At 75.9% G+C, this 16,816-nt stretch carries 2 protein-coding genes; both read left to right on the top strand.

Annotation, left to right across the window (positions count from 1 at the left end):
* Positions 1 to 33: 33 nt before the first annotated feature.
* Positions 34 to 6,297 carry a type I polyketide synthase gene (locus ABTW95_RS30095; protein WP_500228052.1) on the top strand — a complete coding sequence of 2,088 codons (6,264 nt, stop codon included), beginning with the start codon at positions 34 to 36 and terminating at the stop codon, positions 6,295 to 6,297.
* Positions 6,298 to 6,341: 44 nt separating this feature from the next.
* On the top strand, positions 6,342 to 16,814 hold the full coding sequence (locus ABTW95_RS30090; RefSeq protein WP_500228051.1) for an SDR family NAD(P)-dependent oxidoreductase: 10,473 nt from the start codon (positions 6,342 to 6,344) through the stop codon (positions 16,812 to 16,814).
* Positions 16,815 to 16,816: the final 2 nt, after the last annotated feature.

Here is a 16,816-nt window from a genome sequence, read left to right as displayed (position 1 = left end):
CAGGCCCGCTCGGCCGGACAGAGGTGAAAGAGAATGGCGAGCCAGGAAGAGCTTCTCGAGACTCTCAAATGGGTCAGCGGCGAGCTCCGCACCGCGCGCCGCCGCGCGGAGGAGCTGGAGGAGCGGCAGGCCGAGCCGATCGCGATCGTCGGCATGGCGTGCCGGTTCCCGGGCGGCGCCGACTCGCCGGCGGGCCTGTGGCGGCTGGTGGCCGACGGGGTGGACGCCATCGGCGACTTCCCCGACGACCGCGGCTGGGACCTCGACCGCGTCTACCACCCCGACCCCGGGCACCCCGGCACCTCGTACACGCGCCGCGGCGGGTTCCTCTACGACGCGGGCGACTTCGACCCCGGGTTCTTCGACATCTCGCCGCGCGAGGCCATCGCGATGGACCCGCAGCAGCGGCTGCTGCTGGAGACGTCCTGGGAGGCGATCGAGGCGGCCGGGATCGACCCGGTCGCGCTGCGCGGCAGCCGCACCGGGGTGTTCGCCGGCACGTGCGGCCAGGACTACTCGCTCATCCAGGCCACGATCCCCGAGGAGATCCAGGGTTACGCGATCACCGGCTCGGCGGCCAGCGTGATCGCCGGGCGGGTCTCCTACTTCTTCGGCCTGGAGGGCCCGGCCGCGACGGTCGACACGGCCTGCTCGTCCTCGCTCGTCACCCTGCACCTCGCCTGCCAGGCGCTCCGCAACGACGAGTGCTCGCTGGCGCTGGCCGGCGGCGTGACGGTCATGACCACGCCGTCCTCCTTCGTGGAGTTCGCGGCGCAGCGCGGGCTGTCGCCCGACGGGCGCTGCAAGGCGTACTCGGCCGCCGCGGACGGCACCGGATGGGCGGAGGGCGCCGGGATGCTGCTGGTGGAGCGGCTGTCGGACGCCCGGCGGCTCGGCCACCGGGTGCTGGCCGTCGTGCGCGGCTCGGCGGTGAACCAGGACGGCGCCAGCAACGGGCTGACCGCCCCGAACGGCCCGTCGCAGCAGCGGGTGATCCGGGCGGCGCTGGCGGCGGCGGGGCTGACCGTCCGGGACGTCGACGTCGTGGAGGGCCACGGCACCGGCACGTCCCTCGGCGACCCGATCGAGGCGCAGGCGCTGCTCGCCACCTACGGGCAGGGCCGTGACGAGGACAGGCCGCTGCTGCTGGGTTCCCTGAAGTCGAACATCGGGCACACCCAGGCCGCCGCCGGGGTCGGCGGCGTCATCAAGATGGTGGAGGCGATGCGGCACGGCACGGTGCCCCGCAGCCTGCACCTCGACCGGCCGTCGCCCTACGTGGACTGGTCGGCGGGCGCGATCGAGCTGGCGGCCGAGGCGAAGCCGTGGCCGGAGACGGACCGGCCCCGCCGTGCGGGCGTCTCGTCGTTCGGCGTGAGCGGCACGAACGCGCACGTGATCCTGGAGGAGGTCCGGGAGGAGGAGCGCCGCGACGCGCCCGCCAGGACGGTCGTGCCGTGGCCGGTGTCGGGGCGGACCGCGCAGGCGGCGCACGACCTCATCGACCGGCTCCGCGCCTGCGACGCGGGCACCCCGCTCGACATCGGCGCCGCGCTGCCGTCGCGCGCCGTGTTCGACCACCGCGCCGTCGCCGTCGGGGACACGGTGGTCACCGGCCGCGCGGCGCCCGGCCGGCTCGCGATGCTGTTCACCGGCCAGGGCAGCCAGTGGGCGGGCATGGGACGCGACCTGCACGCCGAGTTCGAGGTGTTCGCGGAGACCTTCGACGAGGTCGAGCGGCTCACCGGGCGTCCCCTCCGCGACGTGGTGTTCGCCGACGACCCGGACGGCTCGCTGGACCAGACCGGCGTCGCGCAGGTCGCGATCTTCGCGGTCGAGGTCGCCCTCTACCGGCTGGTCGAGTGGCTCGGCGTGCGGCCCGACATGGTGGCGGGCCACTCCATCGGCCAGATCGCGGCGGCGCACGTCGCGGGCGTGCTGTCGCTGCCGGACGCGTGCGCACTGGTGGACGCCAGGGCGCGGCTGATGCAGGCGCTCCCGGAGGGCGGCGCGATGCTGGCGGTCGAGCTTCCCGAAGACGATGTGGCCGCGGTGCTGCCTGAGGGTGTGGCGGTCGCGGCGGTGAACGGCCCGACCTCGGTGGTGGTCTCCGGTGACGCGGGGGCTGTGGAGAAGCTGGCGGAGCAGTGGCGCGGCGACGGCGTGCGGGTCAAGCAGCTGGCCGTCAGCCATGCGTTCCATTCGCCGCTGATGGAGCCGATGCTGGAGGAGTTCGGGCAGGTCGTGGCCGGCCTGACCTTCCGGGAGCCGGAGATCGACGGGCTGCCCGCCCAGGTCACCGACCCCGCCTATTGGGTGGCGCACGTCCGCGAACCGGTCCGGTTCGCCGACATGGTCACCGACTTGGCCGTCCAGGGCGCCACCCGGTGGCTGGAGGTGGGACCGGACGGCGTGCTGACCGCGCTGGCGCAGCGGATCACCGACAAGGGCGTGTTCGTCCCGTGCCTGCGGTCGGGGCGCCCGCAGGTGGAGACGCTGCTGAGCGCGGTCGGCGCGCTCTGGGCGCACGGCGCCGAGGTGGACTGGCCGAAGCTGTTCGAGGCGTGGGGCGGGACACCGGCCGGCGGCCTTCCCGGCTACCCGTTCCAGCACCAGCGGCTCTGGCTCAGCACGGCCGGCAAGGTCGCCGACGTCGCCTCCGCCGGGCTCGCGTCCGCCGGCCACCCCCTCGTGGGCGCCGCCGTGGAGCTCGCCGGATCCGACGGGTACCTGCTGACCGGCCGCCTCTCCCTGAGCAGCCACCCCTGGCTCGCCGACCACACCGTCCAGGGCCGCACGCTGCTGCCCGGCACGGCGTTCGTCGAACTCGCCGTCCGCGCGGGCGACGCCGTCGGCTGCCCCCGGGTGGACGAGCTGACCGTCCAGGCCCCGCTCGTCGTCCCGGACACCGGCGGCGTGCGGCTCCAGGTGGCGGTGACCGCCGCCGACGAGACCGGGCGGCGCACCATCACCGTCCACTCCAGCGCCGAAGGCGCCGCGGGACCGGCGTCCTGGACCCTGCACGCGACCGGCGTCCTCGCCCCCGGCACGGCCGCGCCTGGCGCGGCGCGGGAGCGGTTCGACTTCCAGTCCTGGCCGCCGACCGGCGCCGAGCCGCTCGACGCGGCCGCGCTCTACCCCGACCTCGCCGAGGCGGGCCTGCCGTACGGGCCGGTGTTCCGCGGCCTCACCCGGGCGTGGCGCTACGGCGAGACGACGCTGGCGGAGGTCGTCCTGCCCGAGGACGCGGCCAGGGAGGCCGGCCGGTTCGGCATCCACCCCGCGATCCTCGACGCCGCCCAGCACGCCATCGGCCTGCGCGGGACCGGCGCCGAACCGGGCCGGACGCTGCTGCCGTTCTCCTGGTCCGGGGTGGAGCTGCACGCGTCCGGGGCGACGGCGATCCGGGTCAGGATCGCCCCCACCGCCACCGGGGCCGTCGCCATGGACCTCGCCGACGACGGCGGGGCGCCCGTCGCGACGATCGAGTCGCTGACGCTGCGGCCCGCCCAGCCGGGCGCGCCCGCCGCCGCGCCCGCCGGGCACGACGAGGCGCTGCACCGGCTCGACTGGGTCCCGGCCGCGGCGCCGGACGCCGCGGACCCCGACCCCGCGGACGTGATCGCCTGGTGCCCCCGCCCCGGCGGCGACCCGGTCGAGGCGACCCACCGGGCGACCAGGTGGGCGCTGGAGGAGGTCCAGTCGTGGCTGGCCGGCGACCCGGACGGCCGACTGGTCGTCGTCACCAGAGGCGGCGTGCAGGCCGGCGGCCCGGACGGCGACGGGGAGCCCGGCCAGGAGCCCGACCTCGCGGCGCACGCCGTGTGGGGCCTGGTGCGCGCGGCCCAGTCCGAGAACCCGGGCCGGATCGTCCTCGTGGACGTGGACGGGACCGTCGCGGACGGGGACGACGCCGCGATCGCGGCCGTCCTGCCCCTCGCCGACGCGGCGGAGGAGTCCCAGTTCGCGCTCCGCGGCGGCGAAGTGCTGGTCCCGCGGCTGGTACGCGCCTCCTCCGGCGGCGTCCTCGTCCCGCCGCCCGGCGGGCCGTGGCGGCTGGACTCGGTGCGGCCCGGCTCGCTGGACGGCCTCGCCCTCGTGCCCGCCCCGGAGGCGGAGCGGGCGCTCGGGCCCGGCCAGGTGCGGCTCGGCGTCCGCGCGACCGGCGTGAACTTCCGCGACGTGGTCTTCTCGCTCGGCATGTACCCGGGGCGGGTCCTGATGGGCGGCGAGGCCGCCGGCGTCGTCCTGGAGGTCGGGCCGGGCGTCGACGACCTCGCGGTCGGCGACCGGGTGATGGGCATCGTCGACGGCGGCTACGCGCCGGTGACCGTCGCGGACCGGCAGCTGCTCGCCGCGATCCCCGACGACTGGTCGTTCGAGCAGGCGGCCTCGGTGCCGATGGTCTTCCTGACCGCCTACTACGCGCTCGTCGACCTCGCCGGGCTGCGGCCCGGGGAGCGGCTGCTCGTGCACAGCGCGGCGGGCGGCGTCGGCATGGCCGCCGTGCAGATCGCCCGCCACCTCGGCGCCGAGGTCTTCGCGACCGCCTCGCCCGGCAAATGGGACGCGGTCCGGGCGAACGGGATCGCCGCCGACCACCTCGCGAACTCCCGGACCCTGGATTTCGAGACCGAGTTCCGCGAGGCCACCGGCGGGGAGGGCGTGGACGTCGTCCTCGACGCGCTCGCCCACGAGTTCGTGGACGCCTCGCTGCGGCTGCTGCCGCGCGGCGGCCGGTTCATCGAGATGGGCAAGACCGACGTCCGCGACCCGGACCAGGTCGCCGCCGACCATCCGGGCGTCCGCTACCGCGCCTTCGACCTGGCCGAGGCGGGCGCGGAACGCGTCGCCGGGATGCTCGGCGAACTGCTCGCCCTGTTCCGCGAAGGGGTGCTCACGCCGCTGCCGAGGAAGGTCTGGGACGTGCGGGAGGCGCCGCGCGCCCTGCGGTACGTGTCCGCCGCCAAGCACATCGGCAAGGTCGTCGTGACCGTCCCCGAGCCCGCCGGGTTCGGGGACGGCCAGACGCTCGTGACCGGGGCGAGCGGCGCCCTCGGCGGGCTCGTCGCCCGGCACCTCGCCGCGCGGGGCGTCACGGACCTGCTGCTGGTCTCCCGGCGCGGCGCGGACGCCCCCGGCGCCGCGGACCTCGCCGCGGACCTGGCCGAACTCGGCGCCCGCGCCGAGTTCGCCGCCTGCGACGTCGCCGACAGGCCGGCCCTCGCGGAGCTGCTCGCGGACCGGCCGGTCACGGCCGTCGTGCACGCGGCCGGCGTCTCCGACGACGGCGTGGTCGGCTCGATGACGCCCGAGCGGCTCGGCGCGGTGCTCCGCGCGAAGGCCGACGGCGCCTGGAACCTGCACGAGCTGACCGAGGACCGGGACCTCGCCGCGTTCATCCTGTTCTCGTCCACGGCGGGCATCATCGGCGCGCCCGGCCAGACCAACTACTCCGCCGCCAACGCCTTCCTCGACGGCCTGGCCGCGCACCGGCGGCGGCGGGGCAAGGCCGCCCTCGCGGTCGCCTGGGGCCTGTGGGCGGTGAACTCGGCGATCACCGGGAACCTGTCCGACACCGACCTGGCCCGGATGGCGCGGACCGGCATGGTGCCGCTCCAGGCCGGCGAGGCGCTGGACCTGCTCGACGCGGCGCTGCGGGCGCCGTTCCCGCTCGCGGTCCCGGTGCGCGTCGACCCGGGCGCCCTGGACCCCGAGCGGACGCCGCCGGTGCTGCGGTCGCTCGGCCGCCCCGGGGTGCGCCGCGCCGCGGCCGGCGCCGCCGGCGGGAACCTGGCCGCCAGGCTCGCGTCGCTGCCCGCCGCCGAACGCGCCGCCGCGCTCGCCGAGGCCGTCGTCGGGCAGGTGGCGTCCGTGCTCGGCTACGCCGCCGCCGTGGACCCGGAGCGGTCGTTCACCGAGCTCGGCTTCGACTCGCTGACCGCGGTCGAGCTGCGCAACCGGCTGCAGGCGGAGACCGGCGTGCGGCTGCCCGCGACGCTGGTGTTCGACTACCCCTCGCCCGAGGCCCTCATCGAGTACCTGTCCGGCCAGATGTTCCCGGACGAGCCGGACGGGGTCCCGTCCGTGCTGGCCGAGATCGACCGGCTCGACGCCGCCATCGCCGACGCCGGGGCCGACCCCGCCGAGCTGGCCGCGATCGCGCGGCGCCTGCAGGACCTGGCGGCCCGCTGGCAGCCGGCCCCGGACGGCGCCGCCCCCGACGTCGAAGACCTCGAGACGGCCACGGACGACCAGCTCTTCGACCTGATCGACAAAGAGTTCGGCGTGAGCTGACCGCACGCCCCGCCAGACACGCCCCCCGAGAGCTGCGAGGAACCATGCCGACGAACGAGGAAAAGCTCCGCGAATACCTCAAGCGGGCCGTCGCCGACGCCCGGGACGCCCGGCTGCGGCTGAAGGAGCTCGACGACCGGAACCGGGAGCCGATCGCCATCGTCGGCATGGCCTGCCGGTTCCCCGGCGGCGTCCGCTCCGCCGCCGACCTGTGGCGGCTGGCCGCCGAGGGCCGCGACGCGATCTCCCCGTTCCCGGCCGACCGCGGCTGGGACCTCGACGCCCTCTTCGACGCCGATCCCGAGTCGGCCGGCACCACGGGCCAGCGGGAGGGCGGCTTCCTGCTCGACGCCGACCGCTTCGACCCCGCGTTCTTCGGGATCTCGCCGCGCGAGGCGCTCGCGATGGACCCGCAGCAGCGGCTGCTGCTGGAGACGTCCTGGGAGGCGATCGAGGCGGCCCGCATCGACCCGACGACGCTCCGCGGCTCCCGCACCGGCGTGTTCGCCGGGCTCATCCACCACGACTACGTCTCCCGGGTCAGGGACATCCCCGCCGATCTGACCGGCCTGATGGGCACCGGCGCCGCGGGAAGCGTCGCCTCCGGCCGGGTCGCGTACGTGTTCGGCCTGGAGGGCCCGGCCGTGACGATCGACACGGCCTGCTCGTCCTCGCTCGTCACCCTGCACCTCGCCTGCCAGGCGCTCCGCGCCGGCGAATGCGACATGGCGCTCGCGGGCGGCGCGACGGTGATGGCCACGCCCGCCCCCTTCATCGAGTTCACCCGCCAGCGCGGCCTGGCGGCCGACGGGCGCTGCAAGGCGTTCGCCGCGGCCGCCGACGGCACCAACTGGGCCGAGGGCGCCGGGATGCTGCTGGTGGAGCGGCTGTCGGACGCCCAGCGGCTCGGCCACCGGGTGCTGGCCGTCGTGCGCGGCTCGGCGGTCAACCAGGACGGCGCCAGCAACGGGCTGACCGCGCCGAACGGCCCGGCGCAGCAGCGGGTGATCCGGGCCGCGCTGGAATTCGCGGGGCTGTCCGGCCGCGACGTGGACGTCGTCGAAGCACACGGCACGGGCACCCGGCTGGGCGACCCGATCGAGGCGCAGGCGCTGCTCGCCACCTACGGGCAGGGCCGGGACGAGGGCAGGCCGCTGCTGCTGGGGTCGCTCAAGTCGAACATCGGGCACACCCAGGCCGCCGCCGGAGTCGGCGGCGTCATCAAGATGGTGGAGGCGATGCGGCACGGCACGGTGCCCCGCAGCCTCCACATCGACGAGCCGTCGCCCTACGTGGACTGGACGGCGGGCGCGATCGAGCTGGCGGCCGAGGCCAAGCCGTGGCCGGAGACGGACCGGCCCCGCCGTGCCGGCGTCTCGTCGTTCGGGATGAGCGGCACGAACGCGCACGTGGTGCTGGAGCAGGCCCCGGCCCCCGAGCCCGTCGAAGCGGAGGAGCAGGCCGAACCGCCCGTCGTGCCGTGGATCGTCTCGGCCGCGACCGGACCGGCGGTGGAGGAGCAGGTCGGACGCCTCCTCGACGGGGCCGAAGGCTCGCGGCTGGGCGTCGGGCTGACGCTGCTCTCCCGGGCCGTGTTCGACCACCGGGCGGTCGTGCTGGGCGAGCAGATCGTCCGAGGCCGCACGGCATCGGGCCGGCTGGCAGTGCTGTTCACCGGTCAGGGCAGTCAGTGGGCGGGCATGGGCCGCGAGCTGTATGACAGCTTCCCGGTGTTCGCCGAAGCCTTCGATGAGGTGGAGGAGCTGACCGGTCTGCCGCTGCGGGACACGGTGTTCACCGACAACCCCGACGGCTCCCTGGACCAGACCGGCGTCGTCCAGGTCGCGATCTTCGCCATCGAGGTGGCGCTGTGGCGGCTGGTGGAGTGGCTGGGCGTGCGTCCCGCCTACGTCAACGGCCACTCGGTCGGGCAGATCGCCGCCGCCCACGCCGCCGGAGTCCTGTCCCTGGAAGACGCCTGCACGCTGGTGGCCGCGCGGGCGCGGCTGATGCAGGCGCTCCCGCCCGGTGGGGCGATGCTGGCGGTCGAGCTTCCCGAAGACGAAGTGGCCGGGGTGCTGCCTGAGGGGGTGGCGGTCGCGGCAGTGAACGGCCCGACCTCGGTCGTGGTCTCCGGTGACGCCGAGGCCGTGGAGCAACTGGCCGAGCAGTGGCGCGGCGACGGCGTGCGGGTCAAGCAGCTGACCGTCAGTCATGCGTTCCATTCGCCGCTGATGGAGCCGATGCTCGCTGACTTCGCCGCGGCCATCGACGGCCTGACCTTCCGGGAGCCGCAGATCGCCGGGCTGCCCGCGCAGGTCACCGATCCCGTCTATTGGGTGGCGCACGTCCGCGAACCGGTCCGGTTCGCCGACATGGTCACCGGCCTGCACGCCCAGGGCGCCACCCGCTGGCTGGAGCTTGGACCCGACGCCGTCCTGACCGCGCTCGCCCAGCAGATCACCGACGAGGACGGCCAGGTCTTCGTCCCCGCGATGCGCCGAGGCCGCCCCCAGACCGAGACCTTCCTGACCGCGCTCGCCACGCTGTGGACGAACGGCGTGCCGGTCGCGTGGCCGACGCTGTTCGCCCCTTGGGGCGGCCGTCCCGCCGAAGATGTGCCCGGCTACCCGTTCCAGCGGCAGCGCTTCTGGCTGGACGCGGGCACCGACCGCGCGGAGGTCGGATCTGCGGGGCTCCTCGCCCTCGACCATCCGCTGCTGCTGGCCGAAGTGGATCCCGCCGACACCGAAGCACGGATCCTCACCGGAACGCTGTCCCTGGCCGCCCACCCGTGGCTCGCCGACCACCGGATCGGGGGTGCCGTGCTGTTGCCCGGCACCGCCTTCCTGGAACTGGCGCTCCAGGCCGGTGAAGCGGTCGGCTGCGGCGTCCTGAGCGATCTGACCTTGGAGCTCCCCCTGGTCGTCCCGGAGCAGGGCCGAGTTCAGCTCCAAGTCGTCGTGTCGGCCCCGGACGCGGAGCGCCGCCGGACCGTCGAGATCCACTCCCGTCCGGCGGAGCCCGCCGACCTCGCCGAGTGGACCCGCCACGCCTCGGGCGCGTTGCGCACCTCCGCGGCGCGGGCACCGCAGACGCACTGGGCGCAATGGCCCCCCGCCGAGGCCGTGCCGGTCAGCCTGGACGGCCTCTACGAGCGGATGGCGGAACTCGGCCTGGAATACGGCCCCGCGTTCCGCGCCCTCCGGTCCGCCTGGAGCCACGACGGCGCGATCCTCGCCGAGATCCGGCTGGACGAGCCGCTGCGGCGCGACGCCACAGGCTACGGCCTGCACCCCGCCGCGCTGGACGCGGCGCTGCACGCGATCGGCGCCGGCGGCCTCGCGAGCGCCGGAGTGCCGTTCTCCTGGTCGGACGTCGAACTGCACACCGCCGGGGCCTCCGGAACCCTCCGGGTCCGGGTCGCCCCCGCCGGCCCCGACACCGTCAGCCTCCATCTGGCCGACGAGTTCGACACCCCCGTCATCTCAGTGGGCTCCCTGGTGACCCGGCCGTTCAGCGGCGACCGGATCCGCTCGCCCCGGACGGGTGCCCGCGTGTTCCGGCTGGGCCGGGCACCGGTCGAAGTCCCGGACGGCGTGGACGCCCCGGCGTTCGCGCGGTACGCCGGGGCCGCCGAGCTGACCGCCGCGACCGGCGACGGCCTGGTGCCGGCGGACGCCACCGTCGTGCTCACCGTGACTCCCGCCCCGGCGGCTGAGCTCGGCACCGAGCTGACGGCCATGCTCGACGTGTTCCAGGCAGTGCTGGAGTCCGGGCACCAGCAGCCGCTGGTGCTGCTGGGGGACACCGACGACCTCGTGACCGCGAGCGTGTGGGGGCTGGCCCGATCCGCGCAGGCCGAGAACCCCGGACGGATCGTCCTCATCGACACCGACACCGAACTGCCCGATCAGACCCTCGCGGGCCTGCTCGCCACCGGCGAACCACAGCTGATCGTGCGCGGCGACCAGGTGACGGCCCCGCGGCTGGAGCGGACGCCCGCCGGTACGCCGCCCGCCGACCCCGCCGAGGCCGCCGATGCCGGGCCGGGCACGACCCTGATCACCGGCGGCACGGGGCTGCTCGGGTCCGCGCTCGCCCGGCACCTCGCCGAGCACCACGGCGCGCGCCATCTCCTGCTCACGAGCCGGCGGGGCATGGAGGCGCCCGGCGCCCGGGAGCTCGCGGCGGAACTGCGGGAACTCGGCGCGGACGTGCGGATCGAGGCGTGCGACGTGGCGGACCGGGCCGCCCTCGCCGCGCTGCTCGCCACGGTCCCGGCCGACCGTCCGCTCCGCTCCGTCGTGCACACCGCCGGAGTGCTCGACGACGCGCCCATCGGCGGACTGAGCGGCGAACGGCTCGCCACGGTGCTGCGGCCGAAGGCGGAGGCGGCCTGGCACCTGCACGAACTGACCCGCGACGCCGGCCTGGACGAGTTCGTCGTGTACTCCTCCACGGCCGGGCTGCTCGGCAGCCCGGGCCAGGGCAACTACGCGGCGGCCAACGCCTTCCTCGACGCCCTCGCCCGGCACCGCAGGTCGGCCGGGCTGCCCGCGCTCTCGCTCGCGTGGGGACTGTGGGCGGACGGCGGCATCACCGGCGGCCTCGGCGCGGAGGCCACCGCCCGCCTGGCGCGCGGCGGCCTGGTGCCGATGGCCGTGGACGAGGCCCTGGCCCTCTTCGACGCCGCCGTGAACCTGACGCGGGAGGAACGGGACGAGGCGCTGCTGGTGCCGGCGAGGTTCGAGCCGGCCGCGCTCGCGGACCTGGCGGACCAGGGCGCGCTCGCGCCGGTGCTGCGCGACCTCGCGCCGCGGCGCCGCGGCTCCGCCGGGCGCGTGGAGCCCGGATCGTTCGCCGCCCGCCTGGCCGCCCTCCCACCGGACCGGCGCGACCGCGAGATGCTCGATCTGGTCCGCGCGCAGGCGGCCCGCGCGCTGGGCCTCGCCGACCTCGGCCAGGTCGGCCCCGACCAGTCGTTCAAGGAACTCGGGCTCGACTCGCTCATGGCGGTCGAGCTGCGGAACGGCCTGGCCGCGATGACCGGCCTGCGGCTCCCGGCGACGCTGGTGTTCGACCACCCGACCGCGGCCGAACTGGCCCGCTTCCTGCTCACCGAACTGCCCGGCGCGTCCCCCCGCCCGGCCGCCGCACCGGCCGCCGCACCCGCGACGGCCGCCGACGACCCCATCGTGATCGTCGGCATGGCGTGCCGGTACCCGGGCGGCGTCCGGACACCGGAGGACCTGTGGAGCCTCGTCGCCGAGGGCCGCGACGGCATCACGCAGTTCCCGGACAACCGCGGATGGGACGTCGAAGGGCTCTACCACCCCGACCCCGACCACCACGGCACCTCGTATTCGCGAGAGGGCGGCTTCCTCCACGAAGCAGGGGAGTTCGACGCCGACTTCTTCGGGATCTCACCGCGCGAGGCGCTGGCGATGGACCCGCAGCAACGCCTGCTCCTGGAGGTGTCGTGGGAGGCGATCGAGCGGGCCGGCGTCGACCCGACCGCGCTGCGCGGCAGCCGCACCGGCGTGTTCGCCGGAGTGATGTACCACGACTACGCCTCAGGACTCACCGATCTCCCCGAAGACCTGGAGGGTTACATCGGGATCGGCGGAGCCGGCAGCGTGATCTCCGGGCGGGTGGCGTACTCCCTGGGCCTGGTGGGCCCCGCCGTCACGGTGGACACGGCGTGCTCCTCATCGCTGGTGGCGCTGCATCTGGCCGGTCAGGCGCTGCGTTCGGGCGAGTGCGATCTGGCGCTGGTGGGCGGCGTCACGGTGATGGCCACGCCGGTGACCTTCATCGAGTTCAGCCGTCAGCGTGGTCTGGCGCCGGATGGCCGGTGCAAGGCGTTTGCGGCGTCGGCGGATGGGACGGGCTGGTCCGAGGGTGTCGGGATGCTGCTGGTGGAGCGGCTGTCGGACGCCCGCCGGCACGGCCACCGGGTGCTGGCGGTCGTGCGCGGCTCGGCGGTCAACCAGGACGGTGCCAGCAACGGGCTGACGGCGCCGAACGGTCCGTCGCAGCAGCGGGTGATCCGGGCGGCGCTGGCGTCGGCGGGGCTGACCGAGCAGGACATCGACGTGGTCGAGGCGCACGGGACGGGAACACCGCTGGGCGACCCGATCGAGGCGCAGGCCCTCATCGCCACCTACGGGCGAGAGCGCGACCCCGACCTGCCGGTCTATGTCGGCTCCCTGAAGTCGAACATCGGTCATGCTCAGGCGGCGTCGGGTGTCGCGGGTGTGATCAAGATGGTGCAGGCCATGCGGCATGGCGTGGTTCCGGCGACGCTGCACGTGGACGAGCCGTCCCCGCATGTGGACTGGTCGGCGGGTGCGGTGGAGCTGGTGACCGAGCCGGTCGCCTGGCCGGATGCGGATCGGCCGCGGCGGGCGGGTGTGTCGTCGTTCGGGATCAGCGGCACCAACGCCCACGTCGTCCTGGAACAGCCGCACGAGGAACCAGCGCCCGCCCCGGCGGCGGCACCGGACGTGGTCTCCGAGGTGGTGCCGCTGGTGGTGTCGGGCAAGACCCCCGGCGCGGTCACCGAGGCGATCGCGGGTGTGCGGGCCTTCCTGTCTGCGGCGAAGGACGTGGCGGTGGCCGACGTCGGGGCGACGCTTGCCCGCCGGGCGGTGTTCACCCACCGCGCGGTCCTGCTCGGCGACCACGTTGTGGAAGGCACCGCAGGGTCGGGTGAGCTGGCGGTGCTGTTCACCGGCCAGGGCAGCCAATGGGCGGGCATGGGCCGGGAACTGCATGAGACCTTCCCGGTGTTCGCCGAAGCCTTCGATGAGGTGGAGGAGCTGACCGGCCTGCCGCTGCGGGACACGGTGTTCACCGACACCCCCGACGGCTCCCTGGACCAGACCGGCGTCGCGCAGGTCGCGATCTTCGCCATCGAGGTCGCCCTCTACCGGCTGGTCGAGTGGCTCGGCGTGCGTCCCGCCTACGTCAACGGCCACTCGGTCGGGCAGATCACCGCAGCCCACGCCGCCGGGGTTCTCTCTCTGGAGGACGCCTGCACGCTGGTGGCCGCGCGGGCGCGGCTGATGCAGGCGCTCCCGGAGGGTGGGGCGATGCTGGCGGTCGAGCTTGCCGAAGACGACGTGGCCGGGGTGCTGCCTGAGGGGGTGGCGGTCGCGGCGGTGAACGGCCCGACCTCGGTGGTGGTCTCCGGTGACGCCGAGGCCGTGGAGAAGCTGGCCGAGGGCTGGGCCGCCGAGGGTGTTCGAGTCAAGCGGCTGACTGTGAGTCACGCGTTCCATTCGCCGCTGATGGAGCCGATGCTCGCCGACTTCGCCGCGGCCATCGACGGCCTGACCTTCCGGGAGCCGCAGATCGACGGGCTGCCCGCGCAGGTCACCGATCCCGCCTATTGGGTGGCGCACGTCCGCGAACCGGTCCGGTTCGCCGACATGGTCACCGGCCTGCACGCCCAGGGCGCCACCCACTGGCTGGAGCTTGGCCCCGACGCCGTCCTGACCGCCCTCGCCCAGCAGATCACCGACGAGGACGGCCAGGTCTTCGCCCCCGCGATGCGCCGAGGCCGCGCCCAGACCGAGACCTTCCTGACCGCGCTCGCCACGCTGTGGACCGGTGGCGTCGCCGTCGACTGGGCCGGGCTCCTGCGGGCGCTCGGCGGACGGTGCGTGGAGGAGGTCCCGACCTACCCGTTCCAGCGCGAGTGGTTCTGGCTCGCGGCGGGCCCCGGCACCGCGGGCCTCGCCGCGGCCGGTCTGGAGCCCGCCGGGCACCCGCTGCTCAGCGCCGCATCGCCGCTGCCCGACACGGGCGGGCACCTCTTCACCGGCCGGCTCGCGCGCGCCGCCCATCCGTGGCTCGCGGACCACGCGGTCCAGGACACGGTCGTGCTGCCCCCTTCCGCCTTCCTGGAGCTCGCGCTCCACGCGGGCGACGCGCTGGGCTGCGCGGCGGTCGCCGAGCTGACCGTCGACACCCCTCTGGTGGTCCCCGGCAGCGGAGCGGTGCAGCTGCACGTGTGGGCCGGTCCCGCCGGCGCGGACGGCACCCGCCCCCTCTCCATCAGCTCCCGGCCCGAAGGCGGTGCGTCCGACCCGGAGCCCGCCCCGTGGACCCGGCACGCGACCGCCGTCCTCGCCACCGGCCCGGCGCGGGAAGCGGACGGCGGCGCCGACCCGGCCTGGCCCGCCCCGGGCGCCGAACCCGTGGACGTCGCGGACTGCTACGGCCGGGCGCTGGACCGGGGATTCGACTACGGCCCGGTGTTCCAGGGGCTCACCCGGCTGTGGCGCTCGGGCGGCGACCTGCTCGCCGAGATCGAGCTGCCGGACGACGGCAGCGCCGGCGACGCCGAACGGTTCGGCGTCCACCCCGCGCTCCTCGACGCGGCCGTGCACGCGGCCTGCCTGGACGACGAGCGGCCGCGCCTCCCCGTCTCGTGGAAGGGCGCGGTGCTCCACGCCTCCGGCGCCACCCGGCTCCGGGCCAGGCTGACCCCGCTCGGCCCGGACGCGTTCCGGCTCGCGCTGGCCGACCCCGGAGGCGAACCCGTCGCGGAGATCGACACGGTGACCCTCGCCCCGGTGACCGGGCTGCGCGCCACCGCGCCGGCGCCGGAGTCCCTCTACGAGATCGGCTGGCAGCCCTGGGAGCCCACCGGACCAGGCGACCCGACGGAGCACTGGACGGTCGTCGGCACCGACCGCACCGGGGTGGCGGAGGCCCTGCGCGCCTCGGGACGGCAGGTCGCCGAGGCCGGCTCCGTGGCCGAGGCCGGGCCCGGCGGCATCCTGCTCCCCTGGCCCCCGGACGACGGCGCCGCGGACGCCACCGGGCGCGCGGCGGCGGCCAGGGTCGGCGGGATCGTCGCCGACCTCCAGCAGTACGTCGGCGGCGCGGCCGGCGGCCGGACCAGGCTGGTGGTCCTCACGCGCGGCGCGACCGCGCCGGCCCGCCCGGGGGACATCGCGGCGAGCGCTGTCTGGGGCCTGGTCAAGGCGGCGCAGGCCGAACTCCCCGGCGGCATCACCCTCGTCGACCTGGACGGCGACGAACGGTCCGCGGCGGCGGTGCCCGCCCTGCTGGACGACGCGGCCGGCGCGGCGGAACCGCAGTTCGCGGTCCGGGAGGGCAGGCCGCACGTGCCGCGGCTGACCCGGGCCGCCCCCGGAACCGGCGCCGACGCCGCCGACGCCGCCGACCCGCCGTTCGGCGACGGGACCGTCCTGGTGACGGGCGGCACCGGAACGTTCGGCTCGCTGATCGCCCGGCATCTGGCGGCCCGGCACGGCGTGCGGGACCTGCTGCTCGTCTCGCGGCGCGGGGACGCGGCGCCCGGCGCGGCCGGCCTGGCCGCCGACCTGGCCCGCGCGGGCGCCGCCGCCGAGTTCGCCGCCTGCGACCTCACGGACCGGGAGGCCGCCGCCGCCCTGCTCGCCGGGCGCCGCGTGACCGCCGTCGTGCACGCCGCCGACGCCGTCGACGACGGGGTGATCACCTCGCTCACCGGGGAGCGCGTCGAGGGCGTCCTCGGCGCCAAGGCCGTCGCCGCCTGGCACCTGCACGAGCTCACGGCGGACCGGGACCTGGCCGCGTTCGTGCTGTTCTCCTCGATCGCCGGGGTGCTCGGCAGCCCCGGGCAGGGCGGCAGCGCCGCCGCGAACGCCTGGGTGAACGCCCTCGCCGAGTTCCGCCGCGGCGCCGGGCTGCCCGCGCAGGCCCTCGCCTGGGGCACCTGGGCCGCCGATGCCGCGGACGGCCGGCGGCGCCGGGGCGTCCTGGAGGAACTGGCCCGCGACGAGGGTCTCGCCCTGTTCGACGAGGCGGTGCTCGGCCGGCGCGACGGCCCGGCCGTCCTGCTGCCGGTGCGGCTGTCGGCCGCGGACCTGCGGGCCGACGCCGCCGCCGGGATCCTGCACCCCGCGCTCCGCGGCCTGGTGCGGGCGCCGGGGCGGCGCCGGGCCGGACGGTCCGGGACGGGCGACCAGGCCGGCGCGGAACTGCGCGCCCGCCTCCAGGCGGTCCCGCGGCCCGAACAGGACCGGATCCTGCTCGACCTGGTCCGCACCGAAGTGGCCGCGGCGGGCGGGTTCGCGGGCCCCCACGCGGTGGACCCGCTGCGCGGCATCACCGAGCTGGGCCTCGACTCGCTGGCCGCCGTGTCGCTGCGCAACCGGCTCGGTGCGCTGACCGGCCTGCGGCTGCCCGCGACCCTCGTGTTCGACTATCCGACCTCCACGGTGATGGCCGGATACCTGCGGACGGAGCTCCTGGGAGACGACGACGACGCGGCCCGGCCGCTCATGGACGAGCTCGCGCGGCTGGAGGCGGTCATCGACCTCGGCGTCACCGGCCCGGCCGCCGGGCGGGCCGCCGACCGGCTCCGGGCGCTGGCCGCCAAGCTCGCCGGCGCGGGCGCGGACGAGCCGGCCGGGGAGCTGATCGCCGAGAAGCTCGAATCGGCGACCAGCCAGGAGCTCTTCGACTTCATCGACAGCGAGTTTGGAGATTCCTGACA

Source organism: Spirillospora sp. NPDC127506 (assembly GCF_040302145.1).
Lineage (GTDB): Bacteria > Actinomycetota > Actinomycetes > Streptosporangiales > Streptosporangiaceae > Spirillospora.
This window is presented reverse-complemented; position numbering and strand designations above follow the sequence as displayed.